Raw genomic sequence first — 21430 nt, 5'->3', positions numbered from 1 at the left:
CGGCGCTTGTTTGGACCTGAACTTTACTGAAACAGCGACAGAATCAGCTGCGGCGACTGATTGGCGATGCTCAGGGCCTGTACTCCGAGTTGCTGCTTTGTCTGCAGCGCCTGGAGCTTGGCACTTTCCTTCGCCAGGTCGGCATCGACCAGATTTCCCACCCCCGCTTCCAGCGCGTCCGTCAGCTTGCCAACGAACGTATTGTGGGTCGTGAGCGCTTTCGAGGAGGTCCCCAGACGCGCGAGCGCGCCGGAAACAGCATCGATGGAATCGTTCACGGCGGTGAGGGAAGCCGCGGCGGTCGACTGTGTGTCAATCGCCTGTGTGGTCGAGACGGAAACGTTGGTCGATCCCAGAGCCATGACCTCGGCGGCCACGGTCAGGGTGGATGTGCCGCTCACATTGGCCAGGGCCGCGAAACCGGTGGCACCGGTCTCCAACAGGTTGACCCCGTTGAATTCGGCGTTTGAAGTTACACTGGCGATCTGGTCGCGAAGGGCCTTGAAATCCTCGTTCAACGCGGACCGTGCCGCAGTCTTCAGCGACGAATCCGTCGCTGCCAGAGCCTTCTCCTTCATCTGGAGCAAGAGGTCGGAGACCGTCTCGCCCGCCGCCAGCGCCACATCGACCGCGGCTACACCACGATCGAGCGACTGTTTCACCGCGCCCAACGCACCGATGTCGGCCCGTTGACCCTGGGCAATCGCCCAGATGGCCCCGTTATCCTTGGCGCTGGAGACCCTTTTGCCGGTGTTGATCCGGCTCTGGGTAATTTCCAGCTGGGCGTTGGTCGCGTTCAGGTTCTGGAGCGCAATCATTGCGCCCACGTTGGTGTTCACCGACGTCATCGGCAACTCCTTCCATTCTGGAGGTGGAAAACGGCCTTCTGGCCGGCGAACCTGTTCTGGTTCGGGAAGGTCCAACGCAAGAAAAGGGCCGACACCAACGGCACCGACCTTGTTGAATTTCAATAACTTGTAGAACAGCGTCACCCGGCCCGGCAACTCCGACCCGGCTCCGGTGTTCCTGTTTGCCTAGTCGCCCAGAGCGATCAGGCGGCCGCCTGCTCGGGCCCCGCCAGACCCTGCATGACCATGCGATTGATATCGATCAGCGTCTGGAAATCGTCATCGCCCCGCATAATCAGCGAAGAATGCCGGCCAACGAACAGGCTGATCGAGATGATCTGTGCCCGCAGCGGTTTGGCCATCGCATTGCCGGGATCGCTGCAGTCCGTCGCCAGCGTCGACCAGAGTCGGCGGTTCCAGTCGAGAGCGTCGATCCGCGTCTTTATATCCGAGGCGTCAACCGTCGCCGCGTGCATCAGGGCACGCGTCACCTGGCCGAACAGCCGGTATTCCATCGCCCGGGGGGACTCAGCCCTCGTCGAGGCTGTCTTGTACGCCTGAAGGGACATTGCCCAGCCTCTGCTCTTCGTAATCAACCAGTTTTCGGGTCGCCATAAGGGCCTTGTAGTATTCCCGGGCCAGCACGTGCCGCGACGCCGCGATACAGTCCGACATGACGTCCGGATTTTGGGTGGCACTCATGAACTCCGACAGTCGCTGGGCGAACTCATCGAAGAATTTGGGTGCGGATATTTCGTCCAGGTACATCATCATGACCGGGAAATAGATGCGTTTTGCCGGTGTGGTGACCTCACTGGACTGCATGATGTCCTTTTCGCGAAGGACGCTGGCCTTGTTCTGGAGGATCAGCACCCCCCGACGATCACCGTTCTGGACGACGGCCCCGTTGAGCACGAACTTCTCGCCGGGCTTGAGCGACAGTTTGAGCGGCATTTCCGGGAAATCTCCTACTGGCCCGCATGAAGACGCTAGGGGCACGGATAACAACAGACGTTAAACAGCCGTGGTTAACCATCCCTTGTGAAACCGCCAAACAGTTCCGGAACGTGACCGGGCCGCCGCGCGTTGATTTCCTGAACAGGAGGCGACGATGACAGGCCCCACATTTGAACCCGACGCCCAGGATCAGTCCGAGGTTTTTGACGAAACCCATATCGACGATGAGGGCGAAGGCGATTTGCTGCTCGATGAGGCCGGCCCGGTGCTCGACGTGACCCGCGCCAACGGTGATGGTCCGCCCCATGACCGGCCGCCCGGGTCGGACGTCGGCGATTCCGAGCGGCGTTATGCGTCGGACGTGATCGAGGCCGAGGCCGACGTGCTGCTGGGTCGTCCGGCCCGGTCCCCAGATGTGGACGAGGATGCCGAAGATCCGCCCGGTCCCGGCGAAATCGAACTGGTTTACACCGGCCTCATGCGCGAGGTGCGCGGAGCCCAGGCCAGTGCCGCCCACTGGGAGGCCAAACGTCTGTCCGATGATGATATCGCCGACCTCGGCTATGGCCCCGACGCCAACGATGCCGACCCAGCCGCATAAAGGAGACCGTCCATGACCAACCCACGCGACCGTAGCGATACCGACGTCGACGCGCCCTCCAGCCGCCCGGCTCAACGCCAGCACGGCAAGCCCGATCAGCTGTGCGAAGAGCAACGCAAGGCCGAAAACCGTCAGGAGGCCCTGATCGATGAGGCCGTCGAAGAGACCTTTCCCGCCAGCGATCCGCCGGCCCCCAAGCACATCACCTGAGCGCAGGGTTCAAACTGATCGTTGTTAACCCGGGGGCGGATCGGCTAGGCCTCTCTCTCCAGATTGAGCGGAGCATCCGATGAAGCGGCCCACCGAGCGGTTCGAAGGCACGTCGAACTATATCGCCACCGACGACCTGAAGATCGCGGTCAATGCCGCCGTCGCTCTCGAACGACCGCTTCTGATCAAGGGCGAACCGGGCACGGGCAAGACCGTCCTGGCCTATGAGATGGCCGCAGCCCTCAACGCCCCCCTGATCACCTGGCACATCAAGTCCACGACCAAGGCGCACAACGGCCTCTATGAATACGACGCCGTGTCCCGACTGCGCGACAGTCAGCTGGGCGAGGAACGCGTCCATGATGTCCGCAACTATCTGAAGCCGGGCAAGCTGTGGGAGGCCTTCACCAGCCCCGTCCGCCCCGTGCTGCTGATCGACGAGATCGACAAGGCCGACATCGAATTCCCCAACGACCTGCTCCAGGAGCTCGATCGGATGGAGTTCTTCGTCCACGAGACCGGTGAGACCATCCGCGCCGAAGTTCGCCCGGTCGTGGTCATCACCTCGAACAATGAAAAGGAGCTTCCGGACGCCTTCCTGCGTCGATGCTTCTTCCACTTCATCCGCTTCCCCGATGATCAGACGATGAAGGCCATCGTCGACGTCCATTTTCCGGGCATCAAGTCGCGGCTGGTCTCCGAGGCGCTCAAGACCTTCTACGAGATCCGCGACACCCCGGGCCTCAAGAAGAAGCCTTCGACGTCGGAACTGCTGGACTGGCTCAAACTGCTGCTGGTCGACGACGTCGATCCCAGTACCCTGCGCGAGACGTCGCCCAACAAGCTGATCCCGCCGCTGCACGGTGCCCTGCTGAAGAATGAGCAGGACGTCCATCTGTTCGAGCGTCTCGCCTTCCTCAACCGCCGCGAAGGTGTCCGCCCCGGGACCTGATCAGGCCCGGCCCCGCAGAGAAATTACCGCGATTTCACTGGATTGCCGCCGAAAACAGGCCACGATAGCGGCATGAACAGGAACCGGCGACAATGACACGTCCGCTCTTCGTCATGATCTGTGCGCTGGCCGCCCTCACCGCGGCCTGCGACGGCGAGCGCACGATCCGGATCTCGAGCACCCACACCGGGGCGGACGGCCCGCACGGCGTGCTCAAGGTCGTCGATGCCCTGCAATGCCCCCAGACCATGGGCAGCCTGACCCGTAAGGGTTCGGCCCACGCGGGCGGCAGCGTCTGCACCTATGTCGGGGCCAAGGGGGCTGAGGTCAGCCTGCATCTGATCCAGATGGAGGATACCTCGGTCGACGCGATGCTGCAGGCCTTCCAGACCCGGCTGTCCCGGGAAATGCCGCTAACCGTCGCCCGTCTGCGCGCCGCCGAGGAAACCGCCGCCGCGGAAGCCGCCAATGCCGATGTGGAGGCGGCCCGGGCCGACGCCGATGCCGCCCGCGCCGACGCTGATGCCGCAGCGCAATCCACCACGGTGCAGATGCCGGGCGTCCACATTGAGACCCATGGCGATAACGCCGACGTCAAACTGCCCGGCATCAACATCGAAGCCCGGGGGGACCGGTCCCACGTGCGGATCGGCGGGATCAACATCCAGTCCAGTGACGGCTCGGGACAGGTCAATATCCAGTCGGGCGAGGATCGTGTCAGCATCCAGTCCCACGCCGACAGTACCGAGGTCCGGACCAGCACCGGCGGTGACGCGACCCGGATCACCTGGATCCTGAACGACCCCGAGGCGTCCGAATCCGGTTGGCGTCTGGTCGGCTATGAGGCGCGCGGCCCCAAGGGCGGTCCGATCGTGGTCGCCACCGTTCGCTCCCGCGACAGCGAACGCGGCCGCGTTTTCGCCGATGCCCGCGACCTGGTCACGCTGAACGTCGGCCGTTAGACCCTTTTTGTTTCAGGTCGACTCGACCAGAATCCAAAAAATGGTCCAGATTTGAACTGGAGCGAAATCCGGACCGGGCTGGACTTCGTCCCACTCAACAGATTTCGCCCAGGACGAGTTTTCGACGCGCACCCTTGATCGTTCGGCGCGGATGGGTCACCTGACCCTGCCCAACCGAGCAGGATTCCCGACCTTGGCCGAGCGCCCCAGAGCCACCCCCTCCAGCAAGCCCCCCCGTGCCTGGCAGCGGATGCTGTCCGGGCGTCGCCTCGACCTGCTGGATCCGTCACCGTTTGATATCGAGATCGAGGACATCGCCCACGGCCTGGCCCGGGTCGCGCGCTGGAACGGCCAGACCATCGGCGAGCATGCCTTCTCCGTGGCGCAGCACTCCTGTGTCGTCGAGGAGATCGCGGCCCACATCAAGCCGGGCCTCGAGCCGAAATGGCGACTGGCGGCCCTGCTGCATGACGCCTCGGAATATGTGATCGGCGACATGATCTCCCCGTTCAAATCCGCCCTGGGCGTCAACTACAAGGCCTTCGAGGCCCGGCTGGAGAGCGCCATCCACGTCCGTTTCGGTCTGCCGCCGAAAAGTCCCGTGGCCATCAAGACCCTGATCAAGAAAGCCGACCGCGCCTGCGCCTTCTTCGAGGCGACCCAGCTGGCCGGCTTCGAACGGGCCGAGTCCCTGCGCCTGTTCGGCACCCCGCCCCCGGGCTACGACCTGATCATTGACCCCCTGCCCGCGGCGGTGGCCCAGGCCCGCTACCTCGAGCGCTACCGCGTCCTGGCCGAGGCGGTCGGCATCCTGCCGGCCCCTGATGCCTGGCATACGGAGTAGGCAGATGCCGGTCGGCGAACAGGGCGTACGAATCAGCCTTTCCGCCGTCGTCATCGCGCTGCGCGATCGTCAGGCCTGCGTCCTGACCACCGAGAGCGAGGACGGCGCCACGGCCCTGCCGTTCGGCCCGTTCGCCCCGGCCCGCGACCGGACCTTCGAACTGGCGCTACGGGCCTTCGTCACGGCCCAGACCGGCTTCCACCTGGGCTTTGTCGAACAGCTCTACACCTTCGGTGACGCCGGGCGGGACTCGCCCCGCGCTACGCCGGGGCCCGATCATCGCCGCGAGATTTCGATCGGCTACCTGGCCCTGACTGCCGATGCCACCGCCGCGCCGGCCGCCGACGCCCGCTGGACGCCCGTGCTGGACTTCTTCCCGTGGGAGGACCGGCGTCAGGGCTGTCCGGCCGCCGCCGACACGCTGATCGCCGGCCTGCGCGCCTGGGCCGGTGACGACGCCCGCCGCCTGGCCCGCAGCGAGCGCCTGTTCGCCCTGACCCCGGCCCATCGCTGGAACGAAGGGCGGGTGCTGGAACGCTATGAACTGCTCTATGAAGCCGGACTGGTGGCCGAGGCGGCCCGCGACCAGGAACGACCGGCCCCGCCGTTGGCCCCGGGAAGGGCCATGGTCTCCGATCACCGCCGTATCCTCGCCACCGGCCTCGGCCGCCTGCGCAGCAAGCTGAAATACCGCCCGGTGCTGTTCGACCTGATGCCGCCACTGTTCACCCTGTCCGGGCTCCAGACCGCCGCCGAGGCCATCGCCGGCCTGACCCTGCACAAGCAGAATTTCCGCCGCGGCGTCGAACGCACCGGCCTGGTTGAGGCGACCGGCCGGCTGTCGACCGGCACCGGCGGCCGCCCGGCCGAATTGTTCCGTGTTTCCAGCGCCGAGGCCCAGGGCGGTGAGGCCATGGGCCTGCCGCTCCCCGCCCAACGCTGACCGCGACGCTTTTCTTGCCCTGCCCGCTTGCAGCCCGGCTCCGCGCCCATTAGAGAAGCCCCTCGCTCGACCAAGCGACTATCGACCTCGCGGAGAGGTGGCAGAGTGGTCGAATGTACCGCACTCGAAATGCGGCGTGCCCGAGAGGGTACCGTGGGTTCGAATCCCACCCTCTCCGCCACACACTTCCTCGACAGCGTCCGGATCCTGTATTTTCGAGAAAATTGCACGATGATTCCGCGACTTCGTCGGAGCGGAAGACCGCCAACCCGGCTCTGATCGCGGCCTGTTGCCTGCACGGAATGACTCCTTCCACCGTCGGCCGGGTTCACCTTGCGCGGGTCGTGGTCTCCCGGCCTGGGGGTTTTCCTGGCAACAGATTTTGTGGACCCGGAGTCCACGCCCGATCCCGCTGGAGCAGACCGCTGCCGGAGCGCGGTGCCCGGCCGAACCGCCCGATCTCCCCGGTTCGCGGGCGCTCACATACGTGGCTGGGGCAAGCGCCATGCGCTTCAGAACCTCACCTCGTTTCGCCGGGATGCTGCAGTGGGCGGCCGCCTCGCATTGACGGGAGTCGCGACGCCGATTGACAGTTGGCAATCCGGTTCGCGGGTGCAGCCTGTATGGCCAACGGCAGGCCCGCTTTCGGGGTCCTGAGGCAACCGACGTCGCGATGACCACTGACCTGGCCCGGGAGATCGCCCGGACGTATTTTCCCGGCGCACGCTCCGAGAACGAGAGCCGCCTGCGCGGCGAGATGGACGCCACCCTCGACCACTGGTTTCGCTGGCGCTCTGGCCGGTTCGAGGACAGCGCCCCGGTCGATCCGCAGCCTGTTGAGAGTGCCGCGCGCGCCGACGACCGGCTCGGGGACCGGCTGCTGGCCCTTTGCGACGCCATGACCGCCGAGACGCCGACCTTCTCGCCCCGCTACATCGCCCACATGAAGTCCGACCTGTCGCTGCCCGGCCTGCTCGGCTGGTTCGCCGCCATGTTGCACAACCCCAACAACAGCTCCCGCGACGCCAGCCGCGCCGGCAGCGTCATCGAGACCCAGGCCATCGCCGCGCTGGCCAAAATGCTGGGCTATGATCCAACCCGGGCGCAGGGCCATTTCACCTCGGGCGGCACGGTCGCTAATTTTGAAGCTGTCTGGCGCGCGCGCTACCGGCTGGATCACTGGCTGGCCCTGGCCCTGCACATCGCCGAGATGACAGGCACGCCCCTCGATCCCTTTGCCGCCGCCCATATGGGCTGGACCCGGTTTCACAAACTGGTCGCCACGCACAAGGTGCCGGACGATGTTCTGAAAGCCTGCAGCGCGGCGGCGTCCAATCCCGGCGACATCTGGCGTCGGATCAGCCGGGCTTCGGGGCAGGACTATATGGGACCGGTGATGCTAGTCCCGGGCAACCGTCACTATTCCTGGAGCAAGTCGGCCAATGTCTTCGGTCTTGGGGGAGAAGCGATCTGGAGCATCGCCCTTGATGCGTCTGGTCGCCTCGACCTGGACGATTTCGAGCGTCTGGTGGCCCGCGCCGAAGCCGAGGGCCGCCCCATTCTGATGGCCGTCGCGGTGGCCGGCGCGACCGAGACCGGGGCGGTGGACCCGCTGGACCGCCTCTATGACCGGATGGACGAGTGGAGGGCCGAACGGGGCTGGCGCATCTGGCGGCATGCGGATGCGGCCTACGGCGGGTTTCTCGCGGCCATGCTGGACGGGCCTTCCGAGGCGGCCCTGACTCCGACCAACGCCGCGGCCCTGCGCGCCATGCGGCGGTCGGACTCGATCACCATCGACCCGCACAAGCTGGGCTATGTTCCCTATGCCTGCGGGGCCTTTCTGACGCCCGACGCCGGTCGCTATGCGGTCTCGGCCTTTGACGCCCCCTATCTGGACCGGCCGGAACTGGGCGAGGGCAAATGGACCTCGACCCTCGAGGGCTCGCGCTCGGCGGCCGGGGCGGCGGCGACCTGGTTGACCGCGGAGACCATTGGCTTCGACGCTGACGGCTTCGGTGCCCTGATGGCCGCCACAGTCGACGCTCGCCGGGCCTTCCAGGCCGCGGTCCGGGACGCCGTCCCGGAGGCCCGTTTCCTGCCCGCCGACAGTAACATTGCCTGCTTCTCCCTGGCGCGTTCCGGCGAGGCGCTGAGTTATTCCAATGCCCGGACCGGGGCGGTGTTCGACCATTTCCAGACATCGCCTGACTTCGCCGTCTCGAAGACCACCCTGGGCCGGGACAATGCCGCCCTGATGGCGTCCGTTCTGGCCGGACACGGGGGTTATGACGACGCGCCCGACGGCCATAGCGGGATGCTGGTGATCCGCTGCGTCTTCATGAATCCCTACTGGTCCGAACCTTCGGTTCGACAGGACCTGCTGCCGCGCTTTATCAAGGAACTGCGCCAGGCGTTGACCGATGCCGATCTGGCGCAGGTCGCGTGAGATGGAGGCGATGATGACCCGGATTCTGTTTTTCGGCCGCGTCGCGGAACGGCTGGGGGCCGAGTGCACCCTGGACCTGCCCGCAGCCGGAGCCAGTCTGGGTGAGATCCGTCACCTTCTGGCAGCCCGGGACGAGGCCGCCGCTGACGCCCTGCTGCGCACGGACGTGCGGGCCTCTCTGGATCAGGTGGTCGCCGGCGACGATGTGCAGGCCCGACCGGATCAGGAAATCGCCTTCTTCTCGATCTTTTCGGGAGGCTGAGTTGGCACTCGACGTCAGGCTGGCGACCGAAACGCTGTCGGCACCGGCAGAGCTGGAGCGCTTTCTCGCCGGCCGCACCGGCGACGGCGCGGTCGTGACCTTTACCGGCCTGGCCCGAGGCGTCGGCAAGGACGGCGCGACCGTCGAATCCCTGACGCTCGACTGGTATCCGGGCATGACCGAGCGGTCGATGCTGGACATCGCCGAGGCCGCGGCGGCGCGTTTCCCGGTCAGCGATCTGGTCGTGGTCCATCGCTGCGGCGATATCGTCCCGGGCGAGACCATCGTCTTCGTCGCCGCGGCCGCACCGCACCGACGCGTGGCGTTCGAAGCCGCTGACTATCTGATGGACAGACTCAAGACCGAGGCGGCGTTCTGGAAGCGCGAATCCGGTCCCGCCGGAACCCGCTGGATCGAACCCGTAGACGAAGACCGCGCCGCCCTGGCGCGCTGGAAGGACAAGACGCCCTGATGGCCGGAATCAACGAAGATCTGCCGTTCTACCCGCTGAACATCGCGGTGCTGACCATTTCGGACACGCGCGACGAGGCCACCGACACCTCGGGCGGCCTGCTGGTCGAGCGCCTGACCACGGCCGGCCACGTCCTGAAGGGCAAGGCCATCGTTCACGACGAGGTCGAGGCCATCCGGGCCCAGCTCAGGATCTGGATCGCCGACCCGGATATCGACGTGGTCCTGACCACCGGCGGCACCGGCTTCGCGCCGCGCGACGTGACCCCCGAGGCGGTCAAGCCTCTGTTCCGGCGTGAGCTGGACGGGTTCTCTGTCGTTTTCCATCTCAAAAGTCTCGGTACGGTCGGGGTGGCGACGCTGCAGTCTCGGGCCCTGGCCGGACAGGCCGAAGACACCTTCATCTTCTGCGTCCCGGGCTCGACCGGGGCCTGTCGCGACGCCTGGGATCTGGTGCTGGCCGAGGAACTGGACAGCCGCTTCCGGCCCTGTTCGCTGGTCGGCCAGATTCCGCGTTACCGGGGCATCTGCCCGTGAGCGCCCTGACCCATCTGGATAGCGGCGGCCGCGTGCATATGGTCGACGTCGGGGACAAGGCCGCCACGACCCGCCGGGCCGTGGCCGAAGGACGTCTGGTCTGCGCCCCCGAAACCCTGGCGCTGGTCCGCGATGACCGGGCCCCCAAGGGCGCAGTGATCACCACCGCCGAACTGGCCGGGATCATGGGGGCCAAACGCACCGCCGACCTTATTCCCCTGTGCCATCCCCTGGGTCTGGACAAGGTCTCGGTGACGGTCGTCATGGATGACACCCTGCCGGGCTTCATCGTCACTGCCGAAGCCCGTGTCAGCGGACCAACCGGCGTCGAGATGGAGGCCCTGACCGCCGTCTCGGTTGCCTGCCTGACCCTCTACGACATGCTCAAGGCCGCCGACCGCGGCATGGTCATCAGTGAGGTCCGGCTGTTGTCCAAGTCTGGCGGGCGTTCGGGCGACTGGTCCGCCGGGAACGGGGCCGGGGCGTGATCGATTTCGACGAGGCCGTCCGCCTGATCCTGGACGCGGCCCACCCACTCGAGGCCGAGACGGTCGCGCTGGAAGCCGCCGGTGAACGGGTGCTGGCGGCCGACCTTAAGGCCCGCGGCGACGCGCCGCGCACAGCGGTTTCCGCCATGGACGGCTATGCCGTGCGGGACGCCGATCTGGCGACCCTGCCGGCGCGGCTGCCGATCGTCGAGGTCGCCTTTGCCGGCCGGGCTGATGTGCCCTCCCTCCCCCCGCAGAGTTGCGCCCGCGTCTTCACCGGAGGGCCGGTCCCCCACGGAGCGGACCGGATCGTGGTCCAGGAGATCGTCGGCCGTGACGGCAACGACGCCCTGTTCGAAACCCGACCGGGCGATGGCCGCCACATCCGCGCGGCCGGGTCGGACTTCGCGACCGGCGATGTCCTGCTGCCCGCCGGGACCGTTCTGGGTTTCCGCGCCATGGTCGCCGCCGCCGCCGCCGACGTCGCGACCCTGTCCGTGGTTCGCCGTCCCCGCGTCGTCATCCTGGGCACGGGCGATGAGCTGGCCGAACCCGGCCAGGCGCTGGAGACGCCCGGCAGTATCCCGGAAAGCGTCTCGTTCGGTGTGGCCGCCCTGGCGCGACAATACGGGGCCGAGGTGATCGCCCGCCGTCGTCTGGCCGACACGCCGGAGACACTGGAAGCCGCCGCCCGTCAGGCGCTCGACGATGGCGACCTGATCGTGGTCACCGGCGGAGCCTCCGTGGGCGAGAAGGATTTCGCCCGCGCGATGTTCGCCCCCTTCGGACTGGAACTGATTTTCTCCAAGGTCGCCATCAAGCCCGGCAAGCCGGTCTGGTTCGGTCGGGCCAGGGACAAATGGATCGTCGGCCTGCCCGGCAACCCGACGTCAGCGATCGTGACCGCCCGCCTGTTCCTCGCACCGCTGATCGCAGGGCTGGCGGGTCGGGATGCGGCCGCGGTGCTGGGCTGGCGGGACGCAACCCTGACCACACCGCTGAAGCCGTGCGGTGATCGGGAGACGTTCGAGCGGGGCCAGCGGGTCAGCGGCAGCGTCGCTATCCTAAATACCCAGGACTCCGGGTCCCAGAAAACCCTGGCGACGGCCGATGTCCTGATCCGGCGGCGTCCCGGTGCGCCCGGTCTGGCGGCGGGAGACACGGCCGATATTCTGGATTTCTGACGCCGTCAGAGAAAGCGTTGGAACAGGATGTTGTTCTCCAGATGGACGTGCTCGCGCAGGTCCGTATCCAGCTTGCTGCAGGCGGCATAGAGCGCCCGCCACGTGTTGCAGGCCCCTTCAGGTGGCGTGAAGTCGTCGGTCAGGTCAGCCATGAAGGCCAGCTGCTCGCCCAGCTCCACATGCTCCTGCATCATCTGGGCAATCGGATAGCGCAGGGTCGGTGTTCCACCGTGCACCATCGCCGGAAACAGGACGGCCTCCTCCTTGTGCTGATGGTCCTCCAGATCATCGAACATCAGGGTCAGAAGCTCGGCGAGACCACGCGGACAATCGGCCTTCGCCTGATGCACGGTCTCGACCCGGCGCGCGAGGCGGATGGCTTCCGGAAACTCGACCCGATGGACCTTGTGGTAGCGTTCGATGATGTGGGCGATCAGGTCGGCCGTCTCGGCCGGTGCTGCGGTTCCCGGTGTGTCCAGACTGCGCAGTTCCGTCTCCAGAGCCGTCAGATCCAGACCGCGGCGCTCGGCTTCGGACGACAGCAGCGCGCCGCCGTTGCAGCAGAAATCGATCTTGTGTCGACGGAAGACCGTGGTCGCGCCGGGCAGGATGACCGCGATGTCGCCGACGGACAGATGTTGAAGGGTCATCGATCGAGTCTCCGGTTCGGTGTTTCGCCCACCGGCGTCGACCGCAGGTGACAGCGCCTTCCTAGACCGTTCGCCCCACCCGCCTCTTGATCCCCATCAAGCCTTGCATTGATGGGGGTCTCGACCTGCGACAGCTTCGCGCGGCTTCCGCACGCCGCAGGGAATCACCGACTCTGACCTTCATTTCCAAGGGGATCAGACATGGCGTTCGACAGTCCGCTGGCCGGAGAAATCTGGAGCAGCAAATACCGCTTTCGGCCGGTCGACGGCGAGGGCGACAAGACCGTCGAAGCCACCTGGGACCGGGTCGCCACAGCCCTGGCCGAGGCCGAGCCCGCCAAATCGCGCGGACGCTGGCGGACCCGGTTCCGCGAGGCCCTGGAAGGATACCGCTTCCTGCCCGCCGGCCGGATTCTCGCCGGGGCGGGCACCGGCCGATCCGTGACCCTGTTCAACTGCTTCGTCATGGGCACGGTGCCCGACGATCTGGACGGCATCTTCCAGCACCTGCGCGAAGCGGCCGTGACCATGCAGCAGGGTGGCGGCGTCGGCATGGACTTCTCGACCGTACGACCGGCCGGTGCCCCGGTCCGTGGCGTGGGTGCCGAGGCCTCGGGACCGCTCAGCTTCATGGACGTCTGGGACTCCATGTGCCGCACCATCATGTCTGCCGGTCAGAGGCGCGGTGCGATGATGGGCTGCCTGAAGATCGATCACCCGGACATCGAAGCCTTCATCAACGCCAAGCGCGACGCGACCCGGTTCCGGAACTTCAATCTCTCAGTGCTGGTTCCGGACACCTTCATGGCGGCCCTCGACGAGGGCGCGGACTGGCCGCTGGTGTTCAACGGCGAGGTCCGGCGCACCGTGCGCGCGGCGGACCTGTGGGACCGGTTGATGCGCGCCACCTATGACGCCGCCGAGCCCGGGGTGATCTTCATTGACCGCGTCAACGCCGCCAACAACCTGGCTCATTGCGAGGTGATCTCGGCCTCCAACCCCTGCGGCGAACAGATGTTGCCGCCTTACGGAGCCTGCCTGCTGGGATCGATCAACCTGGCCCGGCTGGTCACCACGCCGTTCGAAGCCGGCGCGGCCATGGACGAGGAAGAACTGGGGGCCCTGACCCGCACAGCGGTCCGCATGCTGGACAATGTCATCGACATCTCGCGCTTCCCCCTGCCCGCCCAGGACGCCGAGGCCAAGGCCAAGCGCCGCATCGGTCTAGGCGTGACCGGGCTGGCCGACGCCCTGATTTTCTGCGGGGCCCGCTACGGCGAGGACCAGGCCGTGGCCCTGACCGAACGCTGGCTGGGCGTGATCCGGCGCGAAGCCTATCGCGCCTCGGCCGAACTGGCCGCCGAAAAGGGCCCCTTCCCGCTCTACGACTCGATCATGCTGGAGCAGCCCAACCTCGCCGGACTTGACGCCGAGACCCGTGAGCTGATCGCCCGCCACGGTCTGCGCAACGGCTGCCTGACCTCGATTGCGCCGACCGGGACGACATCCCTGCTGGCCGGGAACGTTTCTTCGGGCATCGAACCGGTGTTCGCCTTTGCCTACAATCGCAAGGTCCTGCAGCCGGACGGCAGCAAGCGCGAAGAGGCGGTCGAGGATTATGCCCTGTCCCTGTGGCACCGGCTCAAAGGGGCGGATGCGCCGCTGGAGGGTGCTCCCGGCAACGCCTTCGTCAGCGCCCAGACCCTGACCCCCGAACACCATCTGCGCATGCAGGCGGCAGCACAGAAACAGATCGACAGCTCGATCTCCAAGACCATCAACTGTCCCGAAGACATCCCCTTCGACGCCTTCTCCCATGTCTATCGCCAGGGGTACCGTCTGGGCTGCAAGGGGCTGACGACCTATCGGCCCAATGCCATCACCGGCTCGGTGCTCAGTGTCGAACCGTCGTCCCCGGCGGCGGCGGCTCCGGATGCGCCGGTCCTGACCCCGCGGCCCGCCAGACTGGAGGGGGCGACCTACAAGGTACGCTGGCCGCTGGACGCCCATGCTGTCTACGTCACCATCAACGACTCCGAAGACGAGGACGGCGGCAAACAGCGGCCGTTCGAGATCTTCGTCAACTCCAAGAACATGGCCCACTACGCCTGGACCCTGGCCCTGACGCGCATGATCTCGGCCGTGTTCCGGCGCGGTGGCGATGTCTCCTTCGTGGCGGAAGAGCTGAAGGCCGTGTTCGATCCCGGCGGCGGAGCCTGGATGGAGGGGCGCTATACACCCTCCCTCCCGGCGGCCATCGGGGCGGTGATCGAGCGCCATCTCGGCCTGACGGCCGGCGACGACGCGACGGTTGCAGAACCTGAGCCGACGACGGCCACCGCAGCCGCCCCTTCCCCCTCGACCTGCCCCCGCTGCGGGACGCCCGGACTGGTGCGCAAGGAGGGCTGCGACAGTTGTCTCGACTGCGGCTACTCCCGATGCGGATAGCGCCGCTGCGCCGTCCACACGCGGCCCGGCCCTGGACGGATGTCTTCTATCGGGCCCGGCGACCGGTCGAGATCCTGCTGACGGCCTCGCTGCGCAGCATCGCACGCCGCCAGCCAGACGCCTTCGACCGGCTGGGTCATGTTCGCCATGCCACCATCCGGATCAGCCCCGTGGACCTGCCCGTCGCCTTCGAGATGCGCCCGGACGGTGAAAGCGGGTCCATCCGCGTGGTGCGTCCCGGCGACGATGCCGGCGATGCCTCGGCGCGGATCAGCGGCCCGTTACTGACGCTTCTGGCCCTGTTCGACGGACGCGGGGACGCCGACGGGGCCTTCTTCCAGCGCTGTATCAATGTCGACGGCGACACCGCCGCCATCCTGGCCCTGCACAATGCGCTGGAGGCTTCGGAGTTGACGATGGCGGACATCCTGGGTCTGCCACGACGGTTCGACCCACCGCTGCAGACGGTGCTGTCCATCGCCCGTCGCTGGCGCGAACCGGAGGAGCGGAGATGATCGCCACGACGGTCCCGACCCTTGAACTAGTCTGCCCGGCTGGATCGCCGGCCATGCTGAAGGCCGCGGTCGAGGCCGGTGCCGACAGTGTCTATTGCGGTTTCCGCGACGAGACCAATGCGCGCAATTTCCCGGGCCTGAATTTCTCGCCCGAAGAACTGCGAACGGCGACCGACTGGGCCCATGAACGCGGGGCCCGGGTCTTGCTGGCGCTCAACACCTTTGCGCGGGCGGACGCCACCGATCTTTGGCGCGCCTCGGCCGACGCGGCGGCGGTGGCGGGCGTCGATGCCATCATCGCGGCGGACCTGGCCGTGCTGTCGCACATGCACAGCAACCATCCCGATACCCGGCTGCACCTGTCGGTCCAGGCCGCGGCGGGTACCCCGGAAGCCATCGCCTTCTATGCGCGTGAGTACGGCGTGAAGCGCGTCGTCCTGCCACGCGTGCTCAGTGTCGAGGAGATCAAGGCCCTGTGCCGCGAGATCACCGTCGAGACCGAAGCCTTCGTCTACGGGGGGCTGTGCGTAATGGCCGAGGGCCGTTGTGCCCTGTCCTCCTATGCCTCGGGTCGCTCGCCCAACCTGTCGGGAGTCTGTTCCCCGCCAGAGGCCGTCAGCTTCAGCGAGGCGGACGGCGAACGCACCACACGGCTTTCTGGGTTCGCCATCGACCGTCTGCCCGCGGGCGAGGCCGGCGGCTATCCAACCCTGTGCAAGGGCCGGTTCCGCGGTGGCGTATCAGATGAGGCCGGCTATCTGTTCGAGGATCCGGTCAGTCTGAACGCCATGAGCCTGCTGGCCGGTCTGGCCGGGGCGGGAGTCACCGCCGTCAAGATCGAAGGCCGCCAGAGGGGGAGAGCCTATGTGGCGCGGGTCACCGCCGCCTTCCGCGCCGCCATCGATGCCCTCGGCCGCGGCGAATCCCCGGCCCCCTATGAATCCCTGTTGAACGACCTCGCCGAAGGCGCACGCGAGACGACCGGTGCCTATCGAAAGCGCTGGCGATGAGCGGCGCGATGGAACTGGCGATCGGGCCCCTGCTGTTCAACTGGGCCGCAGACCGGGTCGAAACCTTCTACGCCCGGATTGCCGACGAGGCCCCGGTCACGACCGTCTACCTGGGCGAGGTCGTCTGCGGGAAGCGTCAGCCCCTGCTCCAGAACGCCCTGGCCCGGTCGGCCGGGCGACTGGAAGACGCCGGCAAGACGGTGGTCTGGTCGACGCTGGCCCTGCCGGCCACGCCGAGGGAGCGCCGGCTGGCGACGGACCTGGCCGCCGATCCCGATCACCTGATTGAGGCCGGGGACATGTCGGCGGTCTGGAGTCGGGCCCCCGCGCCCTTCGTCGCCGGGCCGTTGCTGAACATCTACAGCGCCCCGGCAGCGGCCGAATTGATGCGACTTGGCTGCGTGCGCCTGTGCGCCAATGTCGAACTCCCGCTGGCCTCAGTCGCCGAGATCGCCCGCGCCTGCCCCGACCTGACGCTGGAACTGTTTGCCTTCGGTCGCTTGCCACTGGCCCTGTCGAGCCGCTGCGCCCAGGCCCGGATGGAAGGCCTGCACCGCGACGCCTGTCGCTATGTCTGCGACCGCCATCCCGACGGCATGGATGTGGCCACGGTCGAGGGCCAGCCCTTCCTCGCGGTGAACGGTTTGCAGACCCTGTCCCACGGCTGCCAGCTCGTGGACGTCCCGGTCGAAACCCTTCGTGCAGCCGGAATTTCAGCCCTGCGTCTGTCCCCGCACACGCTCGACATGGTCGCCGTGGCCGAGGCCTTCCGGGCCTACGCAGATGGCCACATCGCCGCAGACGAGATGGCCGATCGTATCGACGCACTGGGGCCACCCGGCCCGCTGGTCAGTGGCTATCTGCATGGCGCAGCCGGAGCCCGCGCCATCGGCGAGCGGCCGGCGCTGTGAGTACGGGCGAACTGGCGGCGCGGCGGGCCCGCATTGACCGGATCGACACCGTCCTGGTGCGGCTCATGGCCGCGCGGCAACGCGAGGTCATGCACATTGCCCGCCTCAAACGGGATCCGGACGCGATCCGGGATCCGCAGCGGATCGCCGTCATCCTCGCCCGCATTCGCGCCGCTGCGCAACGCTATGGGCTGGACGAGGCCGTCGCCGCACCGGTGTGGCGCGAACTGCTGGAACGTTCGGCTCAGGCCCAGCAGGCCCAGTTACGCCGGGGAACCCAGCCCCGGACCCGACTTGACCATAAGCAGGACTCGGCCGGAAGTCGGTCAAGGTCGTCGCGCGACGCATCCCCTATGCAGAGCGGGTCTGCCGTACGGAACCCATCATGAGCACAGCCGCCGCCATCCGCGCCTATCGCGGGCCTGCCCTCTTCAGCATCGGTCTGCGTCCCTTTTTCCTGTTCGCTGCCCTGTGGTCCGCGATCGCCGCGCCGCTCTGGATCTACGCCTTCCTGAATGGCGGACCGGTGGGACTGGGCTGGCATGTCCATGAGATGCTGTTCGGCTACGCGGGCGGGATCATCGTCGGCTTTCTGCTGACCGCCGTGCCCAACTGGACCGGTCGACTGCCGGTGGTCGGTTGGCCTCTGGCCCTGTTGTTCGGCCTGTGGGTGGCAGGGCGAGGCGCCATGCTGGCCATGGCGCTGAATACGGACATCGCCGCAGCGGCCTGGCCGACGATCATCGACAGCCTGTTCCTGGTCGCCGTAGCCGGCGTGATCTGGCGCGAGGTTCTGGCGGGACGCAACTGGCGCAACCTCCCCGTCGCGATGATCGTCACCGTGCTCGCCCTCGCCAATATCGGCTTTCATCTGGAAGCCGGAGCCGGCGGTGTCGACAATCTGTCCACCCGTCTTGGCCTGTCGGTCGTGTCCCTGCTGATCGCCCTGATCGGTGGTCGCGTCACACCCAGTTTCACCCGCAACTGGCAGCTCAAGCGCGGCGGGCCGCTTCCAGCCGTCGCCGGTCGGTTCGACACGATGACATTGATCGTCACGGCGGCGGGGCTGGCGGCCTGGAGCTTCGTCCCATCCCATCCGGCGACCGGAGCGGCCCTGCTGCTGGCGGGGGTCCTGAACCTGATCCGGCTGGCCCGTTGGCGCGGCGAGGCGACTATGGCCGAGCCGCTCGTGCTGATCCTCCACCTCGGCTATCTGTGGCTGGCTGCGGGCTTTGTGCTGCTGGGGCTGTCGGTCGTGGCCCCGGCCCTCGTCCTTCCCTCGGTGGGCGTCCATGCCCTGACGGCCGGAGCCGTTGGCGTGATGACCCTGGCCATCATGACCCGCTCCAGCCGCGGTCATACGGGACGGTCGCTGACCGCCGGCAAGGCCGAGATCCTGATCTATGGACTGGTCAACCTTGCGGCCCTGACCCGCGTGGTCGGTGGTCTGCTGCCGGGTGCCTACAATGCCCTGCTGATCGTGTCGGTCGGGCTCTGGTCCGCGGCCTTCCTCGCCTTCGTCATCAGCTACGCCCCGATCCTGCTGACCCCCCGGTTGGGCCGGGGCTGATCGGGACTCAGGCGTAACGTGCCGAGGCCGTGGCCTTGACCAGGGCGATCACCCGTCGTCCCGGAACCAGCGCCAGCTGGTCGCTGGCCTGCCGGGTGATCAGGGCCTTCAGCCTCAGGTCCCCTTCTTCAAGCCGAACCAGCACCCCGTCAGCGCGATCCTCCAGCGCCGCGATCCGCATCGACAGCCGGTTCTGAAAGCTGGCCTCGACCGGGTCGACCAGGGCCAGAGCGACGTCGCGCGCGTCAACGATGACCCGCACCCGTTCGCCCGGCGCGACGTCCAGAAGCGGCGACAGAAACGCGGTGCCGGCCAGGTCTATACGGGTGGCATTGCCCGCCGGATCATGCGCGATCACGTGCCCGTTCAGGATCGACAGCGGCGCGCTCAGCCCCGCAGCCGCCTCGGCCTCCGGACGATCAAACGCCTCATCCGGCGGCCCCGCCTCAAGCGCCCGCCCTTCGCCGACCAGCACCACCCGGTCGGCCAGACGCGCGACCTCATCGACGGCATGGCTGACATAGAGGATGGGCGGGCCGTCCTGGGCCAGACGGTCGAGATAGGGCAGCAGATCGCCGCGTCGCGCCCCGTCCAGCCCGGCCAGCGGTTCGTCCAGTATCAACAGCCGTGGCCGGGTCAACAGGGCCCGCCCGATCGCCACGCGACGCGCCTCACCGCCCGACAACGAGCCCGGACGACGCTCGAGCAATCCCTCGAGACCCAGCAGGGACGCGGTCTGTTCCAGCTCCGGACTGGCCTCGCCGGACCGGCGCGCGCCATACAGCAGATTGTCCCGCACCATCATGTGCGGGAACAGGCGGACGTCCTGAAACACATAGCCGATGCGCCGTTTCCACGACGGAACCGATACACCGGCATCACCGTCGAACAGCGGCTCTCCGGCCAGAACCACCCGGCCCCGGCTCGGCCGGATCAGACCGGCGACCAGTTCGGCCACGCTGGTCTTGCCCGAGCCGGAGCGGCCGAACAGACAGGTGATGCGGGCGTCGCTGGCAAACTCGACCTCGAGCGAGAAGTCGTCGCGGGCAATATGGGCCGTGACCTCGAGCATCATGCAGCCCTTCCGACCCGACGCGCCGCCGTCCGGGCGACCCATTCCGAGACCAGCAGCGCCCCGATCGATACCCCGACCGAAATCAGAACCAGTCGCAGCGCCGCCGCCTCGCCGCCCGGCACCTGGGTCAGGCTGTAGATCGCCAGCGGCAGGGTGCGGGTTTCGCCCGGTATGCTCGACACGAAGGTGATCGTGGCTCCGAACTCGCCGAGCGCCTTGGCGAAGGCCAGTACGGCACCAGCCACGATCCCGGGCAGGGCCAGCGGCAGGGTGATGGTCACGAACCGGATGAAAGGCGTGGCCCCGAGGGTCTCCGCTGCCCGTTCGATCCGGGGGTCGATCATGTCGAACGACAGGCTGACGGCCCGCACCAGCAGGGGGAAGCCCATGACCGCAGCCGCCAGCGCCGCCCCGGTCCAGTCGAAGGCAAACACGATCCCCATGGGTTCGAGCCAGTTGCCGAGCGGTCCGCTGCGTCCAAACAGCAGCAACAGGGCATAGCCGGTCACCACCGGCGGCAGGATCAACGGCAAATGGGTCAAGCCCGACAGCAGCGCCTTGCCGGGAAAATTATGGCGCGACAGCAGATAGGCCAGCGCGATCCCCGGCGGCAGGCTGAACGCCGTCGCGGTCAGCGCGACCTTCAACGACAAGCCGATGATCTGCAGTTCTTCAGGACTGAGCGGGGTCATGCGGGCGCGCTCAGACCGTCGGCCGGGTGAAGCCGAAACGCTGGAACACGGCCTGCCCCTGAGCGCTCGTCATCAGATCGAGAAACGCCTGGGCTGCCACGGCATCACCACCACCCTGCGACCTCCGCAGCCGCGCGACCGGATAGACGATCGGCGCATGACTGTTGGCCGGAAAGGTCGCGACGACCCGGACCCGGGGCTCGGCGCGGGCATCGGTCGCATACACGATGCCCAACGGGGTCTCGCCCCGCGCGACCAGGGCCAGGGCCGCGCGGACGCTGTCCCCCGGTGCCAGCCGGTTTTCGACGCTCGACCACAGACCCAGCCGGGTCAGGGCCTCCTGCCCATAGCGGCCGGCCGGAACGCCGGCATCGGCCATGGCCAGCCGGCCGTCCCCGAGGCGGTGCGTCAGCGCGGCTGCCGAGGTCAGGTCCACAATAGCGTCGGCGGTCCCGATCGGGGCGATCAGCACCAGAGCATTTCCGGCCACCCTCCGCCGGGTCGCGGTCTCGACCAGACCGCGCGCATCCAGCCAGTCCATCCACGCCTCATCGGCCGAGACGAACAGACCAGCCGGGGCCCCCAGGTCGATCTGGCGGGCCAGCTGGGCGCTGCCGGCATAGGTGATCCGGACGGTCCGGTCGGTCTGCTGCAGATGCTCCGCGGCGAGGGCATCCAGAACCTCACGCAAGCTGGCCGCCGCGAACAGATCGATCGGTGGCGGCCCTGCTGCCTCCCGGGGCGCACAGCCAGTCAGGACCGTGGCGGCGAGCAGCATCAGCCCCTCTCGCCGTCCCATGCCTGTCCCTGCCTGCCTCATCGCTCTGCGGCTCCCCAATGCCGGATCAGTC

General features: G+C 67.3%; 25 protein-coding genes and 1 tRNA gene. 19 read left to right on the top strand and 7 right to left on the bottom strand.

The window, feature by feature from the left end; all coding sequences use genetic code 11:
- Positions 1–23: 23 nt before the first annotated feature.
- From AAC067_RS05205 to flbT, 3 genes are all read right to left on the bottom strand, one after another.
- On the bottom strand, positions 24–854 hold the full coding sequence (locus AAC067_RS05205; RefSeq protein WP_339930895.1) for a flagellin: 831 nt from the start codon (positions 852–854) through the stop codon (positions 24–26).
- A gap of 197 nt (positions 855–1051) precedes the next feature.
- Complete coding sequence (gene flaF / locus AAC067_RS05200) at positions 1052–1417, bottom strand: flagellar biosynthesis regulator FlaF (protein WP_339930268.1); 366 nt, start codon at positions 1415–1417, stop codon at positions 1052–1054.
- On the bottom strand, positions 1377–1802 hold the full coding sequence (gene flbT, locus AAC067_RS05195; RefSeq protein ID WP_339930266.1) for a flagellar biosynthesis repressor FlbT: 426 nt from the start codon (positions 1800–1802) through the stop codon (positions 1377–1379). The genes flaF and flbT overlap by 41 nt, the downstream gene beginning before the upstream one ends.
- A 157-nt stretch (positions 1803–1959) precedes the next feature.
- Between flbT and AAC067_RS05190 the strand changes: the two genes are divergently transcribed.
- The 13 genes from AAC067_RS05190 (at position 1960) to AAC067_RS05130 (ending at position 11708) form a co-directional block, all read left to right on the top strand.
- The gene (locus AAC067_RS05190) at positions 1960–2406 is read left to right on the top strand and encodes a hypothetical protein (RefSeq protein ID WP_339930264.1); all 447 of its coding nucleotides are present in this window, start codon (positions 1960–1962) and stop codon (positions 2404–2406) included.
- Between the two features lie 12 nt (positions 2407–2418).
- The gene (locus tag AAC067_RS05185) at positions 2419–2616 is read left to right on the top strand and encodes a hypothetical protein (RefSeq protein ID WP_339930262.1); all 198 of its coding nucleotides are present in this window, start codon (positions 2419–2421) and stop codon (positions 2614–2616) included.
- Positions 2617–2695: 79 nt separating this feature from the next.
- Positions 2696–3568, top strand: coding sequence for a MoxR family ATPase (locus tag AAC067_RS05180; RefSeq protein ID WP_339930260.1), 873 nt, complete (start codon positions 2696–2698; stop codon positions 3566–3568).
- A gap of 92 nt (positions 3569–3660) precedes the next feature.
- Positions 3661–4530: a methyltransferase type 11 gene (locus tag AAC067_RS05175; protein ID WP_339930258.1), complete on the top strand. Its 870-nt coding sequence runs from the start codon at positions 3661–3663 to the stop codon at positions 4528–4530.
- A 250-nt stretch (positions 4531–4780) separates the two neighbouring features.
- Positions 4781–5374: an HD family hydrolase gene (locus AAC067_RS05170; RefSeq protein ID WP_339930893.1), complete on the top strand. Its 594-nt coding sequence runs from the start codon at positions 4781–4783 to the stop codon at positions 5372–5374.
- Between the two features lie 4 nt (positions 5375–5378).
- Complete coding sequence (locus AAC067_RS05165; RefSeq protein ID WP_339930256.1) at positions 5379–6317, top strand: NAD regulator; 939 nt, start codon at positions 5379–5381, stop codon at positions 6315–6317.
- A gap of 91 nt (positions 6318–6408) precedes the next feature.
- A tRNA-Ser gene (locus tag AAC067_RS05160) sits at positions 6409–6498 on the top strand.
- 492 nt (positions 6499–6990) lie between these two features.
- Complete coding sequence (locus tag AAC067_RS05155) at positions 6991–8766, top strand: pyridoxal-dependent decarboxylase (RefSeq protein WP_339930254.1); 1776 nt, start codon at positions 6991–6993, stop codon at positions 8764–8766.
- On the top strand, positions 8741–9028 hold the full coding sequence (locus tag AAC067_RS05150; RefSeq protein ID WP_339930252.1) for a MoaD/ThiS family protein: 288 nt from the start codon (positions 8741–8743) through the stop codon (positions 9026–9028). Before AAC067_RS05155 ends, AAC067_RS05150 begins: the two co-directional genes overlap by 26 nt.
- 1 nt (position 9029) lies before the next feature.
- Entirely contained in the window at positions 9030–9500 is a 471-nt protein-coding gene (locus AAC067_RS05145; protein WP_339930250.1) for a molybdenum cofactor biosynthesis protein MoaE, read from the top strand.
- A complete protein-coding gene (moaB, locus tag AAC067_RS05140; protein WP_339930248.1) occupies positions 9500–10036 on the top strand; it encodes a molybdenum cofactor biosynthesis protein B in 537 nt (178 codons plus the stop codon). Before AAC067_RS05145 ends, moaB begins: the two co-directional genes overlap by 1 nt.
- Complete coding sequence (moaC, locus tag AAC067_RS05135) at positions 10033–10524, top strand: cyclic pyranopterin monophosphate synthase MoaC (protein ID WP_339930246.1); 492 nt, start codon at positions 10033–10035, stop codon at positions 10522–10524. Before moaB ends, moaC begins: the two co-directional genes overlap by 4 nt.
- A complete protein-coding gene (locus AAC067_RS05130; protein WP_339930244.1) occupies positions 10521–11708 on the top strand; it encodes a molybdopterin molybdotransferase MoeA in 1188 nt (395 codons plus the stop codon). Before moaC ends, AAC067_RS05130 begins: the two co-directional genes overlap by 4 nt.
- A gap of 5 nt (positions 11709–11713) precedes the next feature.
- On the opposite strand, the gene ric is transcribed toward AAC067_RS05130, so the two are convergent.
- Positions 11714–12358 carry an iron-sulfur cluster repair di-iron protein gene (ric, locus tag AAC067_RS05125; protein ID WP_339930242.1) on the bottom strand — a complete coding sequence of 215 codons (645 nt, stop codon included), beginning with the start codon at positions 12356–12358 and terminating at the stop codon, positions 11714–11716.
- Positions 12359–12559: 201 nt separating this feature from the next.
- On the opposite strand from ric, the gene AAC067_RS05120 reads away from it, so the two are divergent.
- Genes AAC067_RS05120 through AAC067_RS05095 form a run of 6 tightly spaced genes read left to right on the top strand, consistent with a single transcriptional unit; the run spans position 12560 to position 18812 of the window.
- Entirely contained in the window at positions 12560–14806 is a 2247-nt protein-coding gene (locus tag AAC067_RS05120) for an adenosylcobalamin-dependent ribonucleoside-diphosphate reductase (RefSeq protein ID WP_339930240.1), read from the top strand.
- Entirely contained in the window at positions 14797–15321 is a 525-nt protein-coding gene (locus AAC067_RS05115) for an SCP2 sterol-binding domain-containing protein (RefSeq protein ID WP_339930238.1), read from the top strand. Before AAC067_RS05120 ends, AAC067_RS05115 begins: the two co-directional genes overlap by 10 nt.
- A complete protein-coding gene (locus AAC067_RS05110) occupies positions 15318–16331 on the top strand; it encodes a peptidase U32 family protein (RefSeq protein WP_339930236.1) in 1014 nt (337 codons plus the stop codon). Before AAC067_RS05115 ends, AAC067_RS05110 begins: the two co-directional genes overlap by 4 nt.
- Before the next feature lie 8 nt (positions 16332–16339).
- Positions 16340–17242, top strand: coding sequence for a U32 family peptidase (locus tag AAC067_RS05105; protein ID WP_339930234.1), 903 nt, complete (start codon positions 16340–16342; stop codon positions 17240–17242).
- Positions 17239–17631, top strand: coding sequence for a chorismate mutase (locus AAC067_RS05100; protein WP_339930232.1), 393 nt, complete (start codon positions 17239–17241; stop codon positions 17629–17631). The genes AAC067_RS05105 and AAC067_RS05100 overlap by 4 nt, the downstream gene beginning before the upstream one ends.
- Positions 17628–18812 (top strand): NnrS family protein, encoded by a 1185-nt coding sequence (locus AAC067_RS05095; protein WP_339930230.1) that lies wholly within the window; start codon positions 17628–17630, stop codon positions 18810–18812. The genes AAC067_RS05100 and AAC067_RS05095 overlap by 4 nt, the downstream gene beginning before the upstream one ends.
- A 7-nt stretch (positions 18813–18819) precedes the next feature.
- Here AAC067_RS05095 and modC read toward each other — a convergent pair whose 3' ends face one another.
- From modC to modA, 3 genes are read right to left on the bottom strand one after another with little or no spacing between them, the layout of a single operon-like run.
- Entirely contained in the window at positions 18820–19887 is a 1068-nt protein-coding gene (gene modC / locus AAC067_RS05090) for a molybdenum ABC transporter ATP-binding protein (RefSeq protein WP_339930228.1), read from the bottom strand.
- Positions 19884–20579: a molybdate ABC transporter permease subunit gene (modB, locus tag AAC067_RS05085; RefSeq protein WP_339930226.1), complete on the bottom strand. Its 696-nt coding sequence runs from the start codon at positions 20577–20579 to the stop codon at positions 19884–19886. The genes modC and modB overlap by 4 nt, the downstream gene beginning before the upstream one ends.
- Before the next feature lie 10 nt (positions 20580–20589).
- Positions 20590–21357: a molybdate ABC transporter substrate-binding protein gene (gene modA, locus AAC067_RS05080; RefSeq protein WP_339930224.1), complete on the bottom strand. Its 768-nt coding sequence runs from the start codon at positions 21355–21357 to the stop codon at positions 20590–20592.
- Between the last annotated feature and the right edge of the window lie 73 nt (positions 21358–21430).

Origin of the sequence: uncultured Brevundimonas sp. (genome assembly GCF_963977465.1) — a bacterium.
Lineage (GTDB): Bacteria > Pseudomonadota > Alphaproteobacteria > Caulobacterales > Caulobacteraceae > Brevundimonas.
Note: the sequence above shows the minus strand (reverse complement) of the source record. Positions and strands in the feature narration are given on the sequence as shown.